The organism is Streptomyces sp. NPDC053755 (assembly GCF_040677675.1).
Classification (GTDB): Bacteria; Actinomycetota; Actinomycetes; order Streptomycetales; family Streptomycetaceae; genus Streptomyces.
In genome coordinates this window covers 41,482-64,252 of record NZ_JBFASK010000035.1, presented here as the reverse complement: position 1 = coordinate 64,252, position 22,771 = coordinate 41,482, and the positions used below count along the sequence as shown (strand labels likewise).

Below are 22,771 nucleotides of genomic sequence, written 5' to 3'. Positions count from 1 at the left end.
TCCGTCGGAGTCCGGCGCGGCGTCGTTCGGCCCGGCTAGAAGGGGTTGAACTCGTCGAACTCCCGCTGTGCCTCGTCCCGCTCGGCGTCCTTGTCGCGGCGGCGCTGGGCGGCCGGTCGCGGGGCCTCCAGGCGGTGGTCCTCGCCCCGGCGGCCGAGCATCTCGGCGCCGGCCATCATCGTGGGCTCCCAGTCGAAGACGACCGCGTTCTCCTCGGAGCCGATCGCGACGCCGTCACCCGCGCGGGCGCCCGCCTTCATCAGCGCGTCCTCGACACCGAGGCGGTTGAGGCGGTCCGCCAGGTAGCCGACGGCCTCGTCGTTGTTGAAGTCGGTCTGGCGGACCCAGCGCTCCGGCTTCTCGCCGCGCACCCGGTACACGTCCTCTTCCTCCTCGTACGTGACCGTGAAGCCGGTGTCGTCGACCGCCTTCGGGCGGATGACGATGCGGGTCGCCTCCTCCTTCGGCTTGGCCGCGCGTGCCTTCGCCACGATCTCGGCCAGGGCGAAGGACAGCTCCTTGAGACCCGTACGCGCCACGGCGGACGCTTCGTAGACCTTGTAGCCGCGGGCCTCCAGGTCCGGGCGGATCATGTCCGCGAGGTCCTGGCCGTCCGGGATGTCGATCTTGTTGAGGACGACGAGCCGGGGCCGGTCGTCGAGGCCGCCGTACTGCTTCAGCTCCTCCTCGATGACGTCGAGGTCGGAGACGGGGTCGCGGTCCGACTCCAGCGTCGCCGTGTCCAGGACGTGCACCAGCACCGAGCAGCGCTCGACGTGGCGCAGGAACTCCAGACCCAGGCCGCGGCCCTGGCTGGCGCCCGGGATCAGACCCGGCACGTCGGCGATCGTGTAGACGGTCGAGCCGGCGGTGACCACGCCCAGGTTCGGGACCAGCGTGGTGAAGGGGTAGTCCGCGATCTTCGGCTTGGCGGCCGACAGAACGGAGATGAGCGAGGACTTGCCGGCGCTCGGGTAGCCCACCAGGGCCACGTCGGCGACGGTCTTCAGCTCCAGGACGATGTCGCCCAGGTCGCCGGGCTCGCCGAGCAGCGCGAAGCCGGGGGCCTTGCGCCGCGCCGACGCGAGCGCCGCGTTGCCGAGGCCGCCGCGGCCGCCCTGGGCGGCGACGAACGTGGTGCCCTCGCCGACCAGGTCCGCGAGGACGTTGCCCTGCTTGTCGAGGACGACGGTGCCGTCGGGCACGGTCAGGACGAGGTCCTGGCCGTCCTTGCCGGAGCGGTTGCCGCCCTCACCGGGCTTGCCGTTGGTCGCCTTGCGGTGGGGCGAGTGGTGGTACTCGAGGAGCGTGGTGACGGACTGGTCGACGACCAGGATCACGTCGCCGCCACGGCCGCCGTTGCCGCCGTCGGGGCCGCCGAGCGGCTTGAACTTCTCCCGGTGAACGGAGGCGCAGCCGTGGCCTCCGTTACCCGCGGCGACGTGCAGCTCGACGCGGTCCACGAAGGTGGTCATGGGTGTGCCTCCATTGATGGGGGTCCCGGCCGAACGCCGGGGAAGTACGGAATGTCTCTACGTCAACACGCGAAAGGCGGACCCGCTTCCCCGTACGGGAAGTGAGGTCCGCCTCCGCAAAAGAACCGATCAGGCGACCGGAACGATGTTCACGACCTTGCGGCCACGGTGGGTGCCGAACTGCACCGCACCGGCGTTGAGCGCGAACAGCGTGTCGTCGCCGCCGCGGCCGACGCCCGAGCCCGGGTGGAAGTGGGTGCCACGCTGGCGGACCAGGATCTCACCGGCGCTGACGACCTGACCGCCGAAGCGCTTCACGCCGAGCCGCTGAGCGTTGGAGTCGCGACCGTTCCGAGTGGACGATGCGCCCTTCTTGTGTGCCATCTCTCCTCAGTCCCTTACTTCGCAGCCGCGGGGATGCCGGTGACCTTGATCGCCGTGTACTGCTGGCGGTGGCCCTGGCGACGGCGGTAACCGGTCTTGTTCTTGTAGCGAAGGATGTCGATCTTCGCGCCCTTGTGGTGGTCCACGACCTCGGCCGTGACCTTGATGCCGGCCAGGACCCACGGGTCGCTGGTCACGGCGTCGCCGTCGACAACGAGCAGGGTCGAGAGCTCGACCGTGTCGCCAACCTTGGCAGTGGAAATCTTGTCAACCTCAACGATGTCGCCGACAGCAACCTTGTGCTGGCGACCACCGCTGCGCACGATGGCGTACACGCGGATCTCTCTCTCACTCGGGAACGGACCCCTGATGCCAGCCGCTCACACGGGCCGGGGCCCGCGGTGATCCGGAAATGGACGAGCGGCCTCTCCCGGCAGACCGGGAGGAGGGTGCTCAGGGGAGTGGCGCGCCATACGACACGCCGACGGTCAAGGTTACGGGCCGGTGCCGCAAGGGGTCAAATTCGCCGGTCCGGCCCGCTTCGGCCACGCGACACGCCGCGGGGACGCGGCACGGCGTGGCCGTCGGTCACGCTTCGGCGGTCTCCTCGACGAAGGCGCGCAGCCAGGTACGGAACTCGGGGCCCAGGTCCTCGCGCTCGCACGCGAGCCGCACGATCGCCCGCAGATAGTCCCCGCGGTCGCCCGTGTCGTAACGGCGCCCCTTGAACACCACGCCGTGCACGGGCCCGCCCACGGCCTCGTCGCGCGCCAGGGTCTCCAGGGCGTCGGTCAGCTGGATCTCGCCGCCACGGCCGGGCTCGGTCTCGCCGAGGACGCCGAAGACGGCCGGGTCCAGGACGTAGCGGCCGATCACGGCGTAGCTGCTCGGCGCGTCGGCCGGGTCCGGCTTCTCCACGAGACCGGTGACGCGGACGACGTCGGCGTCCTCGGTCGGCTCGACGGCGGCGCAGCCGTAGAGGTGGATCTGGGCCGGGTCCACCTCCATCAGCGCGATCACGCTGCCGCCGCGCTGGGTGAGGACCTCCAGCATCCGGGCGAGCAGGGGGTCGCGGGGGTCGATCAGGTCGTCGCCCAGGAGCACGGCGAACGGCTCGTCGCCGACGTGCGGGGCCGCGCAGAGCACGGCGTGCCCGAGACCGCGCGGGTCACCCTGCCGGACGTAGTGCATGGTGGCGAGCTCGCTCGACTCCTGCACCTTCGCCAGCCGCTCCTCGTCGCCCTTGCGGGTGAGGGCGGACTCCAGCTCGTGGTTCCGGTCGAAGTGGTCCTCCAGGGGGCGCTTGTTGCGTCCCGTGACCATCAGAACGTCGGCCAGACCCGCTGACACCGCCTCCTCGACCACGTACTGGATGGCCGGCTTGTCGACGACGGGCAGCATCTCCTTGGGAGTCGCCTTCGTCGCGGGCAAGAACCGCGTGCCCAGACCGGCGGCAGGGATGACGGCCTTGCGGACGCGCGTGGTGGGGATGTTGTTCATCGGGCTGGTTCCTGTTTTCCGAATCGTGTCAAAGCCGTGTGGGCCGTCCTCGGGCGAGGACGGCCCACACGGGCCGGCTGCGTCGGTGCCCCGTCAGTCCTGCGCGGGGGCGGCGGTCTTCTTCGCAGCCGTCTTCTTGGCGGTCGTCGTCTTCTTGGCAGCCGTCTTCTTGGCCGTCGCCGTCTTCTTGGCGACGGCCTTCTTGGCGGTCGTCGTCTTCTTCGCGGTCTTGCGGGCCGTCTTCTTGGCCGGGGCGGCGGCCTCGGCCTCGACGTCGGCCCCGGCCACCGGCTCGGACGCCTCACCCGCGGGTGCGGCGGCGGCCGGGGTCTCGACCACCACGACGGCGGCCTCCTCGGCGCCCGCCGGGGAACCGGCGGGAGCGGTGACCTTGCGCACCACACGGCGACGGGCCTTCGGCGGGGCGGCCACGGGGGCCTCCTCGACGACCGGCGCGGCGACCGGCTCGGGCTCGACGGCCGGCTCGGGCGCGGGCTCCGCGACCGGGGTCGCGGGCTCGGCCTCGACGACCGGCGCCGGGGCCGGCGAACCGGCCGGGGCCGTCGCCTTGCGGGTGGCACGGCGACGGGTCCGCGGCGCCGGAGCGGCAGGCTCCGTCACCGCCGGAGTCTCGGCCACGGGCTCCGGCGCGGGCTCCACGACGGGTTCGGGCGCGGCCTCCACGACCGGCTCCGGCTCGACGACGGGCGCGGGCTCCGGCGCGGGCTCGACGACCGGCGGACCGGCCGGCGCGGAGACCTTGCGGGTCGCGCGGCGGCGGCCACGGCCACGCGTGGCGGCGGCCTCGGCCTCGGCGGCGCTGCTGTACAGCTCCTCGTCCGGGCGGAAGGGCTCCTCCACGGCGACCGGCGCGGCGACCTCGGCGGCCAGCTCGGCCTCCGTCTCGACGGTCTCGGCCTCCGCGGGCTCCGCCGTCAGGGTGTCCTCGGCGTGGTCGTGCTCGTGGTGCTCGGCACCGCCACGGCCCCGCTTCTTGGCGCGCTTGCCGCCACCGCCGCCGCCCGGGGCGGTCGGCTGCTCCATGTGGACGATGACACCGCGGCCGTTGCAGTGGACGCAGGTCTCGGAGAACGACTCCAGCAGACCCTGGCCCACCCGCTTGCGGGTCATCTGCACCAGGCCGAGCGAGGTGACCTCGGCCACCTGGTGCTTGGTGCGGTCCCGGCCCAGGCACTCCAGGAGGCGGCGCAGCACCAGGTCGCGGTTGGACTCCAGGACCATGTCGATGAAGTCGATGACGACGATGCCGCCCAGGTCGCGCAGGCGCAGCTGGCGCACGATCTCCTCGGCCGCTTCGAGGTTGTTCCTCGTCACGGTCTCCTCGAGGTTGCCGCCCTGGCCGGTGAACTTGCCGGTGTTGACGTCGACGACGATCATCGCCTCGGTCTTGTCGATCACCAGCGAGCCACCGCTCGGCAGCCAGACCTTGCGGTCCAGCGCCTTCATCAGCTGCTCGTCGATCCGGTACGTCGCGAAGACGTCGACCTCGCTCGTCCACTTGGACAGGCGGTCGGTCAGGTCCGGGGCGACGTGGTTGACGTACCCGTGGATGGTCTCCCAGGCGTCGTCACCGCTGACGATGACCTTGGAGAAGTCCTCGTTGAAGATGTCGCGGACGACACGGACGGTCATGTCCGGCTCGCCGTAGAGCAGGGTCGGCGCGTTGGAGCCGCTGCCGCCCTTCGCCTTCTTCTGGATCTCCTCCCACTGCCCCTGCAGACGCTCGACGTCGCGGCGCAGCTCGTCCTCGCTCGCACCCTCGGCGGCGGTGCGCACGATGACGCCCGCGTCCTCGGGGACGATCTTCTTGAGGATGGTCTTCAGACGGGCGCGCTCGGTGTCCGGGAGCTTGCGGCTGATGCCGGTCATCGAGCCCTCGGGGACGTACACGAGGTAGCGCCCGGGCAGGGACACCTGACTCGTCAGACGCGCGCCCTTGTGGCCGATCGGGTCCTTCGTCACCTGGACGAGGACGGACTGGCCAGACTTGAGGGCGGTCTCGATGCGGCGCGGCCCGTTGGCCATGCCGAGCGCCTCGAAGTTCACCTCACCGGCGTACAGGACGGCGTTGCGGCCCTTGCCGATGTCGACGAAGGCGGCCTCCATGGACGGCAGGACGTTCTGGACCTTGCCCAGGTAGACGTTGCCGACGTACGAGGTGGCCTGCTCCTTGTTGACGTAGTGCTCGACGAGCACGTTGTCTTCCAGGACGCCGATCTGGGTGCGCTCGCCGTTCTGGCGGACGACCATCACGCGCTCGACGGCCTCGCGGCGGGCCAGGAACTCGGCCTCGGTGATGATCGGGACGCGACGGCGGCCCTGCTCGCGGCCTTCGCGACGGCGCTGCTTCTTCGCCTCCAGACGCGTGGAGCCCTTGATGGACTGCACCTCGTCGGACGGCTCGGCCTTCTCGCGGGCCGGGCGGGGCTCACGGACCTTGACGACCGTGCGGACGCCGTCCTCGTCGCCCGCCTCGGACTCGCCGGAGGCGTCACCGCTGCGGCGGCGGCGGCGGCGACGGCGGCGCGAGCTGCTGGTGCCGGCGGCGGAGGGGGTGCCGTCCTCGTCCTCGTCGGCGTCGGACTCCTCGTCGGCGTCCTCGTCCTCGGCGTGGGTCTCCTCGGCCTCGTCGGCCTCTTCGGCCTCCTCCGCCTCGGAAAGCTCGCCGCGACGACGGCGACGGCCGCCGCGGCGGCGACGGCGGGAGGGACGGTCCTCGTACTCGTCGGTCTCGTCGGCCTCGGTCTCCGGCTCCTCCGCCTCGACCTCGGGCTCGTCGGCGACGGTCGCAGGCACGGGCTCGACGGCCACCGGCTCGGCGGCGACGTGCTCGGCCGCGGGCTCGCCCCGGCGGCGGCGACGCCGACGACCGGCGGGCTCGGGGCGCTCGACGGCCTCGACGACCGGCTCGGGAGCGGTCTCGACCGTCTCCTCCTCGTCCTCCTCCGCGGCCTCGGCGGCAGCGGCGGCGGCCGCGGTCTCCGGGGTCTGGAACATCGGCTCGGTGAAGACCGGAGCCTGGAAGACGGCGACGGCGGGACGCGCGGCTCGGCGACCGCGGGGGGTCTCCTCGGCCTGCGGGGCGACGACCGGCTCGGCGGTGAACTGCGGCGAGGAGGCGCGACGGCGGGTACGGCCGCGGGTGGCGGCCTTCTCTGCGGCGGCGACCTCGGGCTCGCTCTCGCCGGCGGTGATCTGCTCGACGGTCTCCTGCGGCAGGCTCTCGCCGGCCGGAGCGGTGGTGGTCTCGGGTGAGGTCGCCTTGCGGGTGGCACGGCGACGGGCACGCGGCGCGGGGGCTGCGGGCTCCTCCACCGGGGTCTCCACGGCCGGAGCGGCCTCGACCGGAGCGGGCGCCTCGGCCACGACCTCGGCGGCCTGCTCCGCCGGCGCCTCCGGAGAGGTCGCCTTACGGGTGGCACGGCGACGGGCACGCGGCGCGGGGGCTGCGGGCTCCTCCACCGGCGCCGCCTCGACGGCGGGCGTCTCGACGGCGGGCGTCTCCACGACGGCCTCGGCGGGCTGCTCGGGTGAGGTCGCCTTGCGGGTGGCACGGCGACGGGCACGCGGCGCGGGGGCTGCGGGCTCCTCCACCGGGGTCTCCACGGCCGGAGCGGCCTCGACCGGAGCGGGCGCCTCGGCCACGACCTCGGCGGCCTGCTCCGCCGGCGCCTCCGGAGAGGTCGCCTTACGGGTGGCACGGCGACGGGCACGCGGCGCGGGGGCTGCGGGCTCCTCCACCGGCGCCGCCTCGACGGCGGGCGTCTCGACGGCGGGCGTCTCCACGACGGCCTCGGCGCCGGTGGTGTCCCCGGTGACCGGAGGTCCGGCCGGGCGGGAGGCTGCGCGGCGCCTGCGGCGCGGCGGCAGCTTGTCACCAGGTGCGTTGTTGTTCTCTTCGTTCGGCTCGAGCATGCGGGGTTTCTCCCGTCACGCTCCCGGGCGCCGCGTCTTGGTCCGGTCCGGCGGCACGATCGCGCGAGATGCGCGGTGCCGCCGTCCGGGGCGCGGGCGCCGCACGGGAGCTGATGTCTGGCTCGCCGGTTCCCTACGCGTGATGTACGTACGGCCTGGCGAAAGTCTCCTGGTCTGCGCGCTGCCCGACCCAGGTGGCTCCCGAGTGCCAGGGCTGCGCTACAACGACCGCTCCCTACGCGGTACCGGCACCCGGCGCCGTCGCTGAGGCGGTCGCGGCGGCCGTGGGTGGAGCGGCCGTGACTGCCTCGCGGTCGGGCGCGAGCGGGTCGGTCACCGTGCCGGACTCCTCGTCGAAGAGCCCCTGCGCCAGCCTGGTCACCGCAGCGGGGACCGGCGGCGCCAGGTCGGCCACAGCTCGGAGACCGGACAGGACGTCGTCGGGTCGTACGGCAGGTGTCACGTGCCGAACAACCAGCCGCAGTATCGCACAGGCATTGTCCAGTGGCCTATCAGCCAGGGAACGCGCCTGTGGATGATCGGCGACGAGGTCGGCGACGGCGGAACGGGCGTCGAAGGTGCGGACGCCGTTCTTGGTCTTGCGCTGCACTTCCACGGTCTCGGCGGCGAGGAAGGTCTCGACGGCCTTCCGCACCTCCTCCACGGTGACGCCGTCGAGCCGCAGCTCCCACACGGAGGCGGTGAGCCGGTCGGCGAGTCCGGAGGTCCGGGCCTCGACGGCGTCGGTGATGTCGAGGCCGGCCGGGAGCGACTCGTCGAGCAGCGCCCGCAGCGTCTCCGGATCCCGCGCCTCGGTGAGGGCGATCTCCAGGTACTCGGCCTCGGAGCCCGTACCCGTGGGGGCGGCGTTGGCGTACGACACCTTGGGGTGCGGGGTGAAGCCGGCCGAGTACGCCATGGGCACCTCGGCGCGGCGCAGCGCCCGCTCGAACGCGCGCTGGAAGTCACGGTGGCTGGTGAACCGGAGGCGGCCGCGCTTGGTGTAGCGCAGTCGGATGCGCTGCACCGCCGGTGCGGGCGGCGGGCCTTCGGGCTGTCGCTTGCCCAGTGGTTCTTCTCCTCGGTGCGGGGCGGGCGCGGGTGGCGCACCGCCCACGAAATGCGGGTGGCCTCTGGGGGTCCCGACCGGCTCACCCCCGCTTTCGCGGGGAGATCTCGGGTGCGGGCGCCGCGCCGGAGGCGGTTGCTGTACTACCCAGAGTACGCGTTGGGGCCACCGCTGGTTCCCCAGGCTCGGTCGGCCGGGCTCCGCCGACCAGCGCGTACCCGGCGCCCCGCCGGGCCTGAGACACGGTCGCGCGCACGGATCCGGACGCGGCGCGGACGGCGCGCCGCGCTGAGGACCACCGCGAGACAGCCCTCCGGCCCGGGTGGCCGAGACCTTTCCGTGCTTATGCGCACCATGACGCGACGGCCCGGCCAGGGGTTTCCCCGGGCCGGGCCGTCGTCGGAGTATGACCGGAACTACGGGTTCACGACCGAGAGGGGCAGGAGCTTCTTGCCCGTCGGGCCGATCTGGATCTGCGTGTCCATCTGCGGGCACACGCCGCAATCGAAGCACGGCGTCCAGCGGCAGTCCTCGACCTCGGTCTCGTCCAGCGCGTCCTGCCAGTCCTCCCAGAGCCAGTCCTTGTCGAGACCGGAGTCCAGGTGGTCCCAGGGCAGGACCTCCTCGTACGTGCGCTCGCGGGTGGTGTACCAGTCGACGTCGACGCCCCGCTCGGGCAGCGTCTTCTCGGCGCACGCCATCCAGCGGTCGTACGAGAAGTGCTCGCGCCAGCCGTCGAAGCGGCCGCCGTCCTCGTAGACCGCGCGGATGACCGCGCCGACGCGCCGGTCGCCGCGCGAGAGGAGGCCCTCGACGATGCCGGGCTTGCCGTCGTGGTACCGGAAGCCGATGGAGCGGCCGTACTTCTTGTCGCCGCGGATCTTGTCGCGCAGCTTCTCCAGGCGGGCGTCGGTCTCCTCGGCGGAGAGCTGCGGCGCCCACTGGAAGGGGGTGTGCGGCTTGGGGACGAAGCCGCCGATCGACACCGTGCAGCGGATGTCGTTCTGACCCGACACCTTGCGGCCCTCGGCGATGACCTTGACCGCCATGTCGCCGATCTGGAGGACGTCCTCGTCCGTCTCGGTCGGCAGGCCGCACATGAAGTACAGCTTCACCTGGCGCCAGCCGTTGCCGTACGCCGTGGAGACGGTCCGGATCAGGTCCTCCTCCGAGACCATCTTGTTGATGACCTTGCGCATGCGCTCGGAGCCGCCCTCGGGTGCGAAGGTGAGGCCGGAGCGACGGCCGTTGCGGGTCAGCTCGTTGGCGAGGTCGACGTTGAACGCGTCGACGCGGGTCGAGGGGAGGGACAGTCCGATCTTGTCCTCCTCGTACCGGTCGGCCAGACCCTTCGCGATGTCACCGATCTCGGTGTGGTCCGCCGAGGAGAGCGAGAGCAGGCCGACCTCCTCGAAGCCGGTCGCCTTGAGACCCTTCTCGACCATCTCGCCGATGCCGGTGATGCTTCGCTCCCGCACGGGGCGCGTGATCATGCCGGCCTGGCAGAAGCGGCAGCCGCGGGTGCAGCCGCGGAAGATCTCGACGGACATCCGCTCGTGGACGGTCTCGGCGAGCGGGACCAGCGGCTGCTTGGGGTAGGGCCACTCGTCGAGGTCCATGACGGTGTGCTTGGACACGCGCCACGGCACGCCGGAGCGGTTGGGCACGACGCGGGCGATACGGCCGTCGGGGAGGTACTCGACGTCGTAGAAGCCCGGGATGTAGACCGAGCCGGTCCTGGCGAGCCGGAGGAGGACCTCCTCGCGACCGCCGGGGCGGCCCTCGGCCTTCCAGCCGCGGATGATCTCGGTCATGTCGAGGACGGCCTGCTCGCCGTCGCCGATGATCGCCGCGTCGATGAAGTCCGCGATCGGCTCGGGGTTGAAGGCCGCGTGGCCGCCCGCGAGCACGATCGGGTGGTCGACGGTCCGGTCCTTCGACTCCAGCGGGATGCCCGCGAGGTCGAGGGCGGTGAGCATGTTGGTGTAGCCCAGCTCGGTGGAGAAGCTCAGGCCGAAGACGTCGAACGCGCCGACGGGGCGGTGGCTGTCCACGGTGAACTGCGGGACGCCGTGCTCGCGCATCAGCTCTTCGAGGTCCGGCCAGACGCTGTAGGTGCGCTCGGCGAGGACGCCCTCCCGCTCGTTCAGCACCTCGTAGAGGATCATGACGCCCTGGTTGGGCAGCCCGACCTCGTACGCGTCCGGGTACATGAGCGCCCAGCGCACGTCGGCGGACTCCCACGGCTTGACCGTGGAGTTCAGCTCTCCACCGACGTACTGAATCGGCTTCTGCACGTGCGGGAGCAGAGCTTCGAGCTGCGGGAAGACAGACTCGGCAGCAGACATCTCGAACCTTCGTGAGCTGGCAGGGGGCGACTCTCAAGCGTACCCGCTCCTCAGGAGGTGACCGCCGCCCTGATTCCGGGGGCCGACGCCCGCTCCCAGACCTGGGGGAACTCGCGTTCCCGGGCCGCGCCGAGCGCTTCCTCCCGGCCGTACAGCAGCCCCCAGGTGAAGGCCGACTCCCCCGCCGCGTGGGCCTGGATCGCCAGGGTGCGCAGGGTCTCCCGGGCCACCACGCTGTCCTGGTGGTCGCCGAGGACGGACTGGACGGCCTTGAGCCGCTTGGCCATGCGCCGGGCGGGTTTGCCGAGGGCGGGGGTGGCGGCCTCGGCGGCGTAGCGGGCGCGTTTGGCGGCCTTGCGGGCCTCGTGCATGGCGAGGTCGCGCTCGGGGCCGGGCTCCAGGGGGAGCGCGCGGCCGACCCGCCCGGCGAGACGGTCGTAGTCCTTGTGGACCGCCTTGGCGAGGACCGAGGCGTCCCGGTGGGCGGCCTTGCGCAGCGGCGGGTCGGCGAGCAGGGCGTGGAGCGCCCTCAGGAGCTCCAGGTGGCGGTCGGAGTCGAGGGCGGCGAGGACGGCGCGGCGGGCCTCGGTGCCGAGGGAGGCGTCCCAGATCTGGAGGCGGGCGCGGACGGGGCCGAGGAGCAGGGTGTCGGAGAGGGCGTCGAGCCGGTCTGCCAGGTGTGCGGCGAGGACTTCCTGGTCGCGGGCCACGCCTAGCTCGCCGGCGAGCCAGGTGAGCTCGTCGCCGATGGGGTCGGTGACGGTCCGGTCGAGGACCTTCCGGTACGTCTTGAAGGCGCTGCGGAGCCTGCGGGTGGCGACGCGCATCTTGTGGACGGAATCGGGCAGGTCGCGCCGGACGGCGGGGTCGTAGCGGACGATCGCCTCGATCTGTTCCCGGACGTACGCGAGGACGCGGGCGCCCGCGGTGTCCTCGGCGGGGGCGCGCTGCCCGGCCGGTCGGGACTTCTCGCGCGCCGCCTTGTCCGGCGCCCCCTTCGGCCCCGTCCTGGCGGCCTTTCCGGGCGCTTCCCTCGATGTCGTCTCCTCCAGGGCCCTGGCCAGCTTCGACGGGGCGGTGGAGGGCCGTACGCCCGCCTTCCTCAGGCGTTTCTCGACGGCGTCGAGGAGGTCGGGGTCGGCGCCTTCCGCCAGCTCGACCTCGATCTCCTTCCAGGAGGCCGTGGCTCCCCCGCTCCCGCCGAGCCGCTCGGCGAGGACGGTGTCCACCGAGACCTCGGCCAGCAGGGTGCCCCTGTCGTCCACCAGATGGCGCACGTCGCGGGAGGAGAGCAGGCGGACGGTGGGGACGAGGTCCGCGCCGAGGGTCCGGGAGCGCAGGAGCTCGGCCAGCGGCTCCGGAAGGGTGTCCGCCAGCGGGGCCCGGATCTCGTCGCGGACTCCGGGGGCGACCGGCAGTTTCAGGTGCCAGCCGGCGTCGCCGCCGCCGGTGCGGCGGCGCAGGGTGAGGGAGTCCGCTGCCAGGCGCAGGTCGGTGGTGTCGTAGTAGACGGCGTCGAGTTCGTCGACGCCCTTGTCGAGGACGGCCGACACCCCGGGGGCCCGGGTGAGGTCCGGCAGCCTCGTCTCGTCGGTGGCTTCGTACTTCCGCTCGATCTCGCGTTTCGTCTCGGCCATGCTTCGAATCTAGCCCCGGAGAGGGCTTTCATGCGGAACGGCTTGGGCCTCAGGCGGTCATGGGCCGCTGGACCCTGATCGACTGGAGCAGTCCGATCGCCACCCAGACGGCGAACATCGACGATCCGCCGTAGGAGACGAACGGCAGGGGCAGGCCGGCCACCGGCATGATGCCGAGGGTCATGCCGATGTTCTCGAAGGACTGGAAGGCGAACCAGGCGATGATGCCGGCGGCGACGATGGTGCCGTAGAGCTCGGTGGTCTCGCGCGCGATGCGGCAGGCCCGCCAGAGGATCACGCCGAGGAGGGCGAGGATCAGGGCTCCGCCGAGGAAGCCCAGCTCCTCGCCGGCGACGGTGAAGATGAAGTCGGTCTGCTGTTCGGGCACGAACTGGCCGGTGGTCTGGTGGCCGTTGAACAGCCCGGCGCCGTAGAGCCCGCCGGAGCCGATCGCGATGCGGGCCTGGTTGGTGTTGTAGCCGACGCCTGAGGGGTCGAGTTCGGGGTTGGCGAAGGCGGCGAAGCGGTTGAGCTGGTATTCGTCGAGCACACCGAGTGCGGCGACGAGGAGGGCGCCGGTGATGCCGGCGGCGATGAGGCCGAGGACCCAGCGGTTGGAGGCGCCGGAGGCGAGGAGCACGCCGAGCACGATCACCACCATGACCATCACCGAGCCGAGGTCCGGCATCAGCATGACGATCCCCATGGGGAGCGCGGCCAGGACGAGCGCCTTGGCGACGGTGAGGTGGTCGGGGTGGATCTGGTCGCCCGCGTCGACCTTGGAGGCCAGCAGGACCGCCATCACCAGGATGATCGTGATCTTGACGAACTCGCTGGGCTGGAGCGAGAAGCCGCCGCCGATGACGATCCACGCGTGCGCGCCGTTGATGGTCGCGCCGAGCGGGGTGAGGACGGCGAGGATCAGCAGGATGGAGATGCCGTAGAGGACCGGGACGGCTCCGCGCAGGGTGCGGTGACCGAGCCAGACGGTGCCGATCATCAGCGCGAGACCGATGCCGGTGTTCAGGACGTGGCGGAAGAGGAAGTAGTACGGATCGCCCTGGTTGAGCTCCGTGCGGCCCCGGGTGGCGGACCAGACGAGCAGGGCGCCGAGGAGGGACAGGGCGATGCTGGAGAGCAGGATTGGCCAGTCGAGCCGGCGGACCACCGAGTCCCGGGCGGTGAGCCTGGCGAGCGTGCCGCGTTCGGGGGCGTACCGGGAGACGGAGAAGCCGTGGGGCGCTGTCATCGGGTCAGTCCCTCCAGGTGGGAGGCGGGCCCGCGAGGGGCTCCTGCCCGCCTTCCCGCTTCTTGTTCGGGTCGACCAGCTGGGACGCGGGGTCGTACGGCTTGATCTCGGGGGTCTCGATGGTGCCGTCGGGCTGGATCTTGGGCAGGGCCGCCTGCGGCTTGGGCAGGAGGGCGCGCTTGAGGTCCTGGTTGCCCTCGTCGTCGAGGCCGTAGAGCGCGTCGTAGATGTTGCGCACGGCGGGGCCGGAGGCGCCGGAGCCGGTGCCGCCCTGGGAGATCGTCATGACGATCGTGTAGTCGGAGGTGTAGGTGGCGAACCACGAGGTGGTCTGCTTGCCGTAGACCTGGGCGGTGCCGGTCTTGGCGTGCATGGGGATCTTGTCCTGCGGCCAGCCGCCGAACCGCCAGGCGGCGGTGCCGCCGGGCTCGACGACGGAGCGCAGGCCCTTGTCGAGGTCCTTGATGGTCTGGGCGTCGACCGGCAGCCTGCCGTGGGCCTTGGGCTTGATCTCCGTGATCTTCTTGCCGTCGGGGCTGATCACGGCCTTGCCGATGGTGGGGTTGTAGAGGGTGCCGCCGTTGCTGATGGCGGCGTAGGCGGTGGCGAGCTGGATGGGGGTGATGAGGACGTCACCCTGTCCGATGGCGAAGTTGATGCTGTCGAAGGCCTTCAGCTGGTTGCCTTCGAGGCAGCTCTCGTAGGCGATCTGCTCGACGTACGATCCGCCCTTCTTGCCCTGCTTGCACCAGGCGTCCTTGTTGGCTTCCCAGAAGCTCTTCTTCCACTGCCGGTCGGGGATGCGGCCGCGGACCTCGTTGGGCAGGTCGATGGAGGTCTCGGAGCCGAAGCCGAACTCGTGGGCGGTGCGGTAGAACCAGTCGTGGGCGTCCTTCTTGGGCTTGATGCCGCCGTCGCGGTTCCACTCCTGGTGGCCGAGACGGTAGAAGACGGTGTTGCAGGAGAACTTGAGGGCGTCTCCGAGGGTGATGGGGCCGTGCCCCTTGGACTCGAAGTTGGCGAAGCTGCGGTTGCCCATGCTGTACGAGCTGCTGCAGTTGTACCTGTCGTTGAAGGGGTAGCCGGCGCGTACGGCCGCGCTCGCGGAGACCACCTTGAAGACGGAGCCGGCGGGCGCCTGGCCCTGGATGGCCCGGTTGAGCAGGGGGTAGTTGGACTTCTTGTCGGTGAGCCGGGCGTACTCCGTGGCGGAGATGCCGCCGATCCAGGCGTTGGGGTCGTAGTCGGGCTGGGAGGCCATGGCGACGACGCGGCCGGTCCGGGACTCCAGGACGACGACGGCGCCCGCGTCGGCCTCGTAGGGACGACCGGTGATCTTGTCGGTCTCCTTGCGGACGGTCTCCATGGCCGCGTTGAGCTCGAACTCGGCGACGGCCTGGACGCGGGCGTCGATGCTGGTGACGAGGTTGGAGCCGGGCACGCCGGGGTCGGACTCGCTCTGGCCCATGACCCGGCCGAGCTTGTCGACCTCGTAGGAGGTCACGGCCGCCTTGCCGCGCAGCTGCTTGTCGTAGGTGCGCTCCAGGCCCGAGCGGCCGACCTGGTCGGAGCGCAGGTGCGGCGAGTCGGTGTCCTTGGCCTTCTCGATCTCCTCGTCGGTGACGGGCGAGAGGTAGCCGAGGACCTGGGAGGAGCGGGCCTTGCCGGGGGCGGGGTAGCGGCGTACGGCGGTGGGTTCGGCGGTGATGCCGGGGAAGTCCTCGGCGCTCTCACGGATGGTCAGGGCCTGCTGGGTGGTGGCCTTGAGCGTGACCGGGATCGGCTGGTAGGGCGAGCCGTTCCAGCAGGGCTGGGGCGTCTGGGAGTCGCAGAGCCGGACCTTGTCCATGACGTCCTTGGGCTTCATGCCCAGGACGCCGGCGAGCCGGGTGAGGACGCCCTTGCCGTCGTCCTTCATCTTCATCAGGGCGGTGCGTGACGCCGAGACGACGAGCCGGGTCTCGTTGTCCGCGAGGGGCACGCCGCGGGCGTCGAGGATCGAGCCGCGCACGGCGGGCTGGACGACCCGCTGGACGTGGTTGCTCTTCGCCTCGTCGGTGTACTCCTTGCCGTTGCGGATCTGGAGGTACCAGAGGCGTCCGCCGAGGGTGAGGAGGAGGGAGAAGACGAGGACCTGGATGACGACGAGCCGGATCTGGACCCGCTGTGTCCGTCCGGTCTCCGGGATGTTGCTCATACTGCCGGTGCCCCCTCGGTCACAGTCGCTTGACTCCCTTGATGCGTCCGGCCCGTGAGGCTCTGCCCCGGGCCGCCTTGACGAGCAGCCCTCCTCGCTGGGCGCCGATCCGCAGGCCGGTGCCGGAGGAGAGCCAGCCGGAGGACACGTCGGTGGCTCCGCCGCCCGCGTCGGCGAGCGGGTCGTTGTCCACGCGCCGGGCCAGGGCCATGATCAGCGGCACGGTGAAGGGCGCGAGGAGGAGGTCGTAGACGGCCGCGGTGAACAGCAGGTAGCCGAGGCCGACGTGGCGGGCGGCCGTGTCGCCGACGAGGGCGCCGACTCCCGCGTACAGCAGGGTGGTGCCGATCGCGGCGGCGACGACCACGGCCATGGGGCCGCTGGCGGACTTGAGCCGGCCGTTGTCGGGGCGGGCGAGGCCGGCGAGGTAGCCGATGACGCAGAGCACGAGGGCGTAGCGGCCGACGGCGTGGTCGGCGGGAGGGGCGAGGTCGGCGAGGAGGCCGGCCCCGAAGCCGATGAGGCAGCCGCCGACGGGCCCGTAGACGAGGGCGAGGCCGAGGACGGTCAGCAGGACGAGGTCCGGGACGGCTCCGGGAAGCTGGAGGCGGGCGAGGACGGAGACCTGGATGACGAGGGCGACCACGACGAGGGCCGTGGAGAGCAGGATGCGGTTGACCTTCATGTCCTCAGTCCCCCTGCTCTTGGTTCTGTCCGTCGGCCGGTTGCTGCGCCGGCGGTTGGCCGTCCTGCGCCTGGTCCTGCTGCTGGCCGTCCTGCGCCTGACCGTCCTGCGCCTGGCCGTCCTGCGGTTCGCCGGCCGCCTGACCGGGCTGCTGGCCGGGCGGCGGTGGCGGGGTGATCGTGACCGTGACGGTCGGTGCGGGCTTGGCCTTGGGCGGCAGGACCATGTCGCGCGGGTCGGTGCGCGGGGCCTGGACGACGACGCCGACGATGTCGAGCTTGGTGAAGCCGACGTACGGGCGGACGTAGACGTTGCGGGTGAGTCCGCCGCCCGGCGGGTCGACGCGGACGACCTCGCCGACGGGGACGCCGGGCACGAAGGGGCGGCTGCCGTGGGAGCCGAAGGTGACCATCCGGTCCCCCGGCTTGACCTTGGCCTTGCCGTTGAGGAGCTGGACGAGGAGCGGGCCGTTGCCCTGGCCGGTGGCGAAGCCGAGTTCGTCGGTCTTCTCCATGCGCGTACCGACGGTGAAGTCGGGGTCGCTGGCGAGGAGCACCGTCGCCGTGGAGGGGCCGACCGTGGTCACGCGGCCGACGAGGCCCGCGCCGTTGAGGACGGTCATGTCGCGCATGATGCCGTCGTTGGCGCCGGCGTCGATGGTGACGGTCCAGGAGAAGCCCTGGGCCGACCCTATGGCGATGACCTGCGCGCCCTTGATGCCGTACTGCCCGGCACCGGCCGTCTTCAGCATGGTGTCGAGTTCGCGGACGCGGCTGCGGTTGCGGTCGTCGCTGCCGAGCTTGGCCTTGAGGGCGGCGTTCTCGCGTTCCAGGGCGGCGATCCGGGTGTGGCGTTCGCCGGAGTCGCGCACCGCCCCTATGGCGTTGCCGATCGGGTCGACGGCCGCCGCGACGCCGTTCTCCACCGGTCCGAAGACCGCGGCGGCGGCCTGCCGGGCGCCGTCGACCGGTGACTCCTGACCGCCGCGGATGTCCACCGTGATCAGCGCGAACGCGATGGCGATCAGCAGCACCAGGAGCAGCCGGCTCTCTCGTGTGTCCCTCACGTGCGGCGGCCGTGCCTTTCCTCTTGGTTCGGTTGTTCCGTGCGGTCTGTGCCGGTGGACCGACGCTCCGCTGTACGGGTGTTCCTACCACCCTGCGGCGGTCCCCCAGGCCGCGGGGGGCCTGGGGGTGTCGGCGCGAACGGTCCCGGAACCGTCAGCGGCGGGGCTGGGCGTCCAGCACCTGCTGGAGCGCCTCGAACTCCTCCACGCACTTGCCCGAGCCGAGCGCCACCGAGTCCAGCGGGTCCTCGGCGATGTGGATCGGCATTCCGGTCTCGCGCCGCAACCGCTCGTCGAGGCCGCGCAGGAGAGCGCCACCACCCGTGAGAACGATGCCACGGTCCATCACGTCACCGGAGAGCTCCGGCGGGCACTTGTCGAGGGTGGTCTTGACGGCGTCGACGATGGCGTTGACCGGCTCCTCGATGGCCTTGCGGACCTCCGCGGCGGAGATGACCACGGTCTTGGGCAGACCGGAGACGAGGTCACGGCCGCGGATCTCGGTGTGCTCGTCCTTGTCGAGGTCGTACGCCGAGCCGATGGTGATCTTGATCTGCTCGGCCGTGCGCTCGCCGAGGAGGAGGGAGTACTCCTTCTTGATGTGCTGGATGATCGCGTTGTCCAGCTCGTCGCCGGCGACCCGGATGGACTGTGCCGTGACGATTCCTCCCAGCGAGATCACGGCGACCTCGGTGGTGCCGCCGCCGATGTCGACGACCATGTTGCCGGTCGCCTCGTGCACGGGGAGCCCGGAGCCGATGGCGGCGGCCATGGGCTCCTCGATGATGTGCACCTGTCGGGCGCCGGCCTGCGTCGACGCCTCGATGACGGCACGGCGCTCGACTCCGGTGATGCCGGAGGGAACGCAGACGACGACGCGCGGGCGGGCGAGGTAGCGGCGCTTGTGGATCTTGAGGATGAAGTAGCGGAGCATGCGCTCGGTGATCTCGAAGTCGGCGATCACGCCGTCCTTCAGAGGCCGGACGGCGACGATGTTGCCGGGGGTCCGGCCGATCATCTTCTTCGCCTCGGCACCGACCGCGAGGATCCCGCCGGTGTTGGTGTTGATCGCGACGACGGACGGCTCGTTCAGAACGATGCCTTTACCCCTGACGTACACCAGCGTGTTGGCGGTCCCGAGGTCGACAGCCATGTCACGGCCGATGAACGACATTGAGTTCCCCTTGTTTCCCATGAGGATGCGTCGGGCCTTCCCAATTGGAGCGTTGACGGCTTCTCAGGTCGGCGAGGTGGTGGGTGCGGGTGGTGCGGCGTGGAGTTTTCCATCGTAGTGCCGCCCGCACGGATACCGCGCGGTGGCCCACCTCTGTATAGGTGACGGTAGGACGCAGCGATGCGTTCCCGGTTACGTCGTTCATATGCCTGGGGGCGACCGAAATTCCATCGGTCGCCCCAGGTCGTTGCTGTGGATGGCTGACACGAAGTCAGCTCCGGGTCACGCCAGCCCGGGGAAGAAAAGCTTCAGTTCCCGAATGGCGGACTCCTCGGAGTCCGAGGCGTGGATCAGGTTCTCCCGCACGATGGTGCCGAAGTCCCCTCGGATGGACCCGGGGGCCGCGGCGATCGGGTCGGTCGGGCCGGCCAGGGTCCTCAGGCCCTCGATGACGCGCTCGCCGTCGACGACCAGGGCGACGACCGGGCCGGACTGCATGAAGCCCATCAGCGGCTCGTAGAAGGGCTTGCCCTTGTGCTCGCCGTAGTGCTGCTCCAGCGTGTCCTGGTCCAGGTGGCGCAGCTCGAGGGCGGCGATGGTCCAGCCGGCCTTCCGCTCGATCCGGCCGATGATCTCGCCGATCAGGCCACGGCGGACGGCGTCGGGCTTGAGCAGGACGAGCGTGCGCTGGCTCACGGTGGAGACTCCTTACGAAATGCGGTGTGCGGACCTCAGAGGCTACAGGGCCCGCACGGCCGCCGATTACGCAGCGTCAAGTCGTACGGATGCCCACCCCGCCGTCACGGGATCCGCCGGAGATCCTCACACTCCGGGGTGTCGCGCGGGTCAGGCCGGCTTCGCCTCCGCCGCCTCCCCTTCCGCGTCCGCCTCGGCCTGGGCGGCCCAGCGCGCCTTCGCCTCGTCGATCTTGCGGCCGTAGTGGATGGAGGCCCACCACAGCACCGCGAAGGTCGCGCCGAGGACGAACATCACGGGCACCACGAAGCCACTCGCGATCAGGGCGACCTGCAGCACCCAGCCGAGCTGGAGGCCGCCCGGACGGGTGATCATCCCGCACAGCAGGACCGACAGCAGCATCGCGACGCCGCAGACCGTCCAGACCGTGGTCATGGACAGGGTGTCGTCCTTCATCGCGACGAGCCCGGCGAACCCGATCACGAAGAACTCGCCGATCAGCGTCGAGGCACAGAGCGTACGCATGGGATCAGCGCCTTCCGAGCAGCAGCCGGGCGTCCCCGACCGTGAAGATCGAACCGGTGACCAGCACACCCGCGCCGGCGTACTCGTCCTCTTCCTCCGCGAGCGTGATCGCCGCCTCGATGGCGTCGTCCAGGCGCGGCTCGACGACCACCCGGTCGTCGCCGAAGACCTCGACGGCGATCGCGGCGAGGGCGTCCACGTCCGTGGCGCGCGGGCTGGAGTTCGCCGTGACGACGACCTCCGCGAGGATCGGCTCGAAGGCTTCCAGCAGCCCTCTGGCGTCCTTCTCCGCACTGGTGGAGATCACGCCGATGAGCCGCGAGAAGCCGAACGCCTCGCTGATGCCGTCCGCCGTCGCCCGCGCGCCGGCGGGGTTGTGGGCGGCGTCCAGGATGACCGTCGGCGAGCTGCGGACGACCTCCAGGCGGCCCGGCGAGGAGACCGAGGCGAAGGCGCGGCGGACCGTGTCGACGTCGAGCGTCCGGGCGTGCTCGGCGCCGATGCCGAAGAACGCCTCCACGGCCGCCAGGGCGACGGCCGCGTTGTGCGCCTGGTGGGCGCCGTAGAGCGGAAGGAACACGGCCTCGTACTCGCCGCCCAGTCCGCGCAGGGTCAGCAGCTGGCCGCCGACCGCGACCTCGCGGCTGACGATGCCGAACTCCATGCCCTCGCGGGCCACCGTGGCGTCGACCTCGACGGCCTTCTTGAGCATGACCTGCGCCGCGTCCACCGGCTGCTGGGCCAGGACGACCGTCGCGCCCTGCTTGACGATCCCCGACTTCTCCCCCGCGATCGCGCCGGGCGTCTCGCCGAGCCGGTCCGTGTGGTCGAGGTCGATCGGGGTGACGACGGCGACCGAGGCGTCGATGACGTTGGTCGCGTCCCAGGTGCCGCCCATGCCGACCTCGACGACGGCCACGTCCACGGGCGCGTCGGCGAAGGCGGCGTACGCCATCGCGGTCAGGACCTCGAAGAAGGAGAGCCGGAACTCCTCGCGGGCGTCGACCAGCTCGACGTACGGCTTGATGTCCTCGTACGTCTCGATGAACTTCTCGGCCGAGATCGGGGCGCCGTCCAGGCTGATCCGCTCGGTGATCGTCTGCACGTGCGGCGAGGTGTACCGGCCGGTGCGCAGCTCGAAGGCGGTCAGCAGCGACTCGATCATGCGGGCCGTGGACGTCTTGCCGTTCGTCCCCGTGATGTGGATCGAGGGGTACGCGCGCTGCGGCTCGCCGAGCACGTCCATCAGGGCGGCGATCCGCCTGACCGACGGCTCCAGCTTGGTCTCGCCCCAGCGGGACGCCAGCTCGGTCTCGACGTCGCGCAGCGCCTTGTCCACCTCCGGGTCGGCGGGCCGCGCGGGCACGGGGTCACCCTGGGGCTGACCGGTCTGCGCGCGCAGCGTGCGGCTGCCGGCCTCGATCACCGCCAGGTCGGGGTCACGGTCGGTCTCGGCATCGACGATGTCGTCGAACGGGTCGCGGGGCTCACTCACGACCCCAGTCTACGGAGGGGCACCGACAGGAAGTCGGACCCACCCCTTTCGGGACTTTCGCCCCACCCGCGGGCCGGGGCCACGCCGTCCGGCGGGCCCCTTACGCCCGGGCCCGCCTCCGTACCAGGGGGCCGACAGCGGGCCCGGAGCCCGACGGCCTACCCGGGTCCGACGCCCGTGGGCAGCAGCGCCGTCACCCGATAGGCGCCCCCGTCCGGTCCGGCCGTCAGGGTGCCGCCCATGGTGGTGACGCGCTCCTCCATCGAGAACAGGCCCGTGCCCGCCGAGACGGGGATCCGGTCCGGCGGAGCGGCCGGCAGCGGGTTGACGACCTCGATGCGCAGGTCGCGCCCGGCCACCGCGATGGACACCGTCACGGGCATTCCCGGCGCGTGCTTGGCCGCGTTCGTCAGACACTCCTGGACCACCCGGTGGACCGCCGCCTGGCGCAGCGGCGAGAGCGCCTTGGCCTCCTCGGCGACCGTCAGCCCGACCGTCCCGCCCATCCGCTCGCTCTCCCGCGCGAGGGCGGCCAGACCCTCCAGACCGGGCGTCCCGGCGCCCCCGTCGGCCCGTCGCACGATCGTCTCGTTCAGCATGTGGTGGGCGCGCCGGGCGGTGTCGGCCAGCTCGTCGAAGTCCTTGCGGTACGGCTCGCCCCCGGCCCGTGCGGCCAGCACCTCGGCCCGTACCGCGAGGACGGTCAGCTCGCGGCCGACCAGGTCGTGCACGTCCCGGCCGACCGAGATGCGCTCTTCCTGGACGGCCTGACGGGCGGCCGCCTCGGCACGCTGCGACTCCAGGGCGCGGACCAGGTCCTGCCGGTACGCGGCGATGCCGACGCCCGAGGCGAGGACCCCGATCGGCACCACGAGGCTCAGGAAGTCGCTCAGCGTGTCGCCGTGCCGGGCGGGCCACCCGGGTGTGTGGAAGAGGGCGTAGGCCACGGCCGCGTAGAGCGCGGTCGCGAGGGCGGCCATCCGCCGGCCGCGGAAGCGGCCCAGCGAGTACAGCGCGAACTGGATCATCGTCAGCTCGTGCAGCCAGCCCATCAGGGCGAGCGCCACGAGGTACGGCACCCAGGGCAGCCGGCGCCGCAGCGCCAGCGTCGAGGCGCCGGCCGCGAGGACCAGCGTGGCGGTGACCCCGGTCAGGGAGTTGTCGGCGCGGGCGAGGCCCGGCACGTCCAGGACCATCAGGGCGAAGGCGCTCAGCGCCGTGACGACGTCGAGGGCTCTGGGCGAGCCGGCCCACCGGTCCACGCGGCGGCGCAGCGCGGGGACGGCGGGGAGGTGGAGCATGCCCTCCATCATGCAAGGTCTTCGGACCCGAGGG

General features: G+C 71.7%; 17 protein-coding genes. All 17 read right to left on the bottom strand.

Going from position 1 to position 22,771, the window contains the following annotated elements:
- Positions 1 to 35: 35 nt before the first annotated feature.
- The 17 genes from obgE to AB0K65_RS26890 all read right to left on the bottom strand — a co-directional run bounded on the left by obgE (position 36) and on the right by AB0K65_RS26890 (position 22,737).
- Complete coding sequence (obgE, locus tag AB0K65_RS26970; protein WP_365720880.1) at positions 36 to 1,475, bottom strand: GTPase ObgE; 1,440 nt, start codon at positions 1,473 to 1,475, stop codon at positions 36 to 38.
- A gap of 129 nt (positions 1,476 to 1,604) precedes the next feature.
- Positions 1,605 to 1,859: a 50S ribosomal protein L27 gene (gene rpmA / locus AB0K65_RS26965; RefSeq protein ID WP_109498837.1), complete on the bottom strand. Its 255-nt coding sequence runs from the start codon at positions 1,857 to 1,859 to the stop codon at positions 1,605 to 1,607.
- Positions 1,860 to 1,873: 14 nt separating this feature from the next.
- On the bottom strand, positions 1,874 to 2,194 hold the full coding sequence (gene rplU, locus AB0K65_RS26960; protein WP_015033583.1) for a 50S ribosomal protein L21: 321 nt from the start codon (positions 2,192 to 2,194) through the stop codon (positions 1,874 to 1,876).
- A 253-nt stretch (positions 2,195 to 2,447) separates the two neighbouring features.
- Positions 2,448 to 3,359 (bottom strand): UTP--glucose-1-phosphate uridylyltransferase GalU, encoded by a 912-nt coding sequence (gene galU / locus AB0K65_RS26955; protein ID WP_365720877.1) that lies wholly within the window; start codon positions 3,357 to 3,359, stop codon positions 2,448 to 2,450.
- A 93-nt stretch (positions 3,360 to 3,452) separates the two neighbouring features.
- Entirely contained in the window at positions 3,453 to 7,295 is a 3,843-nt protein-coding gene (locus tag AB0K65_RS26950; RefSeq protein ID WP_365720875.1) for an Rne/Rng family ribonuclease, read from the bottom strand.
- A gap of 235 nt (positions 7,296 to 7,530) precedes the next feature.
- Positions 7,531 to 8,322: a TIGR03936 family radical SAM-associated protein gene (locus tag AB0K65_RS26945; RefSeq protein ID WP_365720873.1), complete on the bottom strand. Its 792-nt coding sequence runs from the start codon at positions 8,320 to 8,322 to the stop codon at positions 7,531 to 7,533.
- A gap of 458 nt (positions 8,323 to 8,780) precedes the next feature.
- Positions 8,781 to 10,712 carry a TIGR03960 family B12-binding radical SAM protein gene (locus AB0K65_RS26940; RefSeq protein WP_365720871.1) on the bottom strand — a complete coding sequence of 644 codons (1,932 nt, stop codon included), beginning with the start codon at positions 10,710 to 10,712 and terminating at the stop codon, positions 8,781 to 8,783.
- Between the two features lie 50 nt (positions 10,713 to 10,762).
- Positions 10,763 to 12,349, bottom strand: a complete 1,587-nt coding sequence (locus tag AB0K65_RS26935) for a CYTH and CHAD domain-containing protein (RefSeq protein ID WP_365720869.1) — start codon at positions 12,347 to 12,349, stop codon at positions 10,763 to 10,765.
- Between the two features lie 49 nt (positions 12,350 to 12,398).
- Positions 12,399 to 13,598: a rod shape-determining protein RodA gene (gene rodA / locus AB0K65_RS26930; protein WP_365720867.1), complete on the bottom strand. Its 1,200-nt coding sequence runs from the start codon at positions 13,596 to 13,598 to the stop codon at positions 12,399 to 12,401.
- Between the two features lie 4 nt (positions 13,599 to 13,602).
- Positions 13,603 to 15,795, bottom strand: a complete 2,193-nt coding sequence (mrdA, locus tag AB0K65_RS26925) for a penicillin-binding protein 2 (RefSeq protein ID WP_365720865.1) — start codon at positions 15,793 to 15,795, stop codon at positions 13,603 to 13,605.
- Between the two features lie 19 nt (positions 15,796 to 15,814).
- Positions 15,815 to 16,480 carry a rod shape-determining protein MreD gene (gene mreD, locus AB0K65_RS26920; protein ID WP_365720863.1) on the bottom strand — a complete coding sequence of 222 codons (666 nt, stop codon included), beginning with the start codon at positions 16,478 to 16,480 and terminating at the stop codon, positions 15,815 to 15,817.
- A 4-nt stretch (positions 16,481 to 16,484) separates the two neighbouring features.
- On the bottom strand, positions 16,485 to 17,546 hold the full coding sequence (mreC, locus tag AB0K65_RS26915) for a rod shape-determining protein MreC (protein WP_365720861.1): 1,062 nt from the start codon (positions 17,544 to 17,546) through the stop codon (positions 16,485 to 16,487).
- Between the two features lie 154 nt (positions 17,547 to 17,700).
- Complete coding sequence (locus tag AB0K65_RS26910) at positions 17,701 to 18,720, bottom strand: rod shape-determining protein (protein ID WP_189824232.1); 1,020 nt, start codon at positions 18,718 to 18,720, stop codon at positions 17,701 to 17,703.
- A gap of 282 nt (positions 18,721 to 19,002) precedes the next feature.
- Positions 19,003 to 19,416, bottom strand: a complete 414-nt coding sequence (ndk, locus tag AB0K65_RS26905) for a nucleoside-diphosphate kinase (protein WP_365720859.1) — start codon at positions 19,414 to 19,416, stop codon at positions 19,003 to 19,005.
- A gap of 150 nt (positions 19,417 to 19,566) precedes the next feature.
- Positions 19,567 to 19,941 carry a DUF4233 domain-containing protein gene (locus AB0K65_RS26900; protein WP_365720857.1) on the bottom strand — a complete coding sequence of 125 codons (375 nt, stop codon included), beginning with the start codon at positions 19,939 to 19,941 and terminating at the stop codon, positions 19,567 to 19,569.
- Between the two features lie 4 nt (positions 19,942 to 19,945).
- Entirely contained in the window at positions 19,946 to 21,436 is a 1,491-nt protein-coding gene (locus tag AB0K65_RS26895) for a folylpolyglutamate synthase/dihydrofolate synthase family protein (RefSeq protein ID WP_365720855.1), read from the bottom strand.
- Positions 21,437 to 21,594: 158 nt separating this feature from the next.
- Positions 21,595 to 22,737 (bottom strand): ATP-binding protein, encoded by a 1,143-nt coding sequence (locus AB0K65_RS26890; RefSeq protein WP_365720853.1) that lies wholly within the window; start codon positions 22,735 to 22,737, stop codon positions 21,595 to 21,597.
- Positions 22,738 to 22,771: the final 34 nt, after the last annotated feature.

Bases quoted from the DNA above. Each gene is read 5' to 3' on its own strand.
- AB0K65_RS26950 (WP_365720875.1), bottom strand. From the start codon at position 7,295: ATGCTCGAGCCGAACGAAGAGAACAACAACGCACCTGGTGACAAGCTG.
- AB0K65_RS26940 (WP_365720871.1), bottom strand. From the start codon at position 10,712: ATGTCTGCTGCCGAGTCTGTCTTCCCGCAGCTCGAAGCTCTGCTCCCG.
- AB0K65_RS26910 (WP_189824232.1), bottom strand. From the start codon at position 18,720: ATGTCGTTCATCGGCCGTGACATGGCTGTCGACCTCGGGACCGCCAAC.
- mrdA (WP_365720865.1), bottom strand. From the start codon at position 15,795: ATGAGCAACATCCCGGAGACCGGACGGACACAGCGGGTCCAGATCCGG.
- AB0K65_RS26935 (WP_365720869.1), bottom strand. From the start codon at position 12,349: ATGGCCGAGACGAAACGCGAGATCGAGCGGAAGTACGAAGCCACCGAC.
- obgE (WP_365720880.1), bottom strand. From the start codon at position 1,475: ATGACCACCTTCGTGGACCGCGTCGAGCTGCACGTCGCCGCGGGTAAC.
- galU (WP_365720877.1), bottom strand. From the start codon at position 3,359: ATGAACAACATCCCCACCACGCGCGTCCGCAAGGCCGTCATCCCTGCC.
- AB0K65_RS26900 (WP_365720857.1), bottom strand. From the start codon at position 19,941: ATGCGTACGCTCTGTGCCTCGACGCTGATCGGCGAGTTCTTCGTGATC.
- rodA (WP_365720867.1), bottom strand. From the start codon at position 13,598: ATGACAGCGCCCCACGGCTTCTCCGTCTCCCGGTACGCCCCCGAACGC.
- rpmA (WP_109498837.1), bottom strand. From the start codon at position 1,859: ATGGCACACAAGAAGGGCGCATCGTCCACTCGGAACGGTCGCGACTCC.
- mreD (WP_365720863.1), bottom strand. From the start codon at position 16,480: ATGAAGGTCAACCGCATCCTGCTCTCCACGGCCCTCGTCGTGGTCGCC.
- AB0K65_RS26890 (WP_365720853.1), bottom strand. From the start codon at position 22,737: ATGCTCCACCTCCCCGCCGTCCCCGCGCTGCGCCGCCGCGTGGACCGG.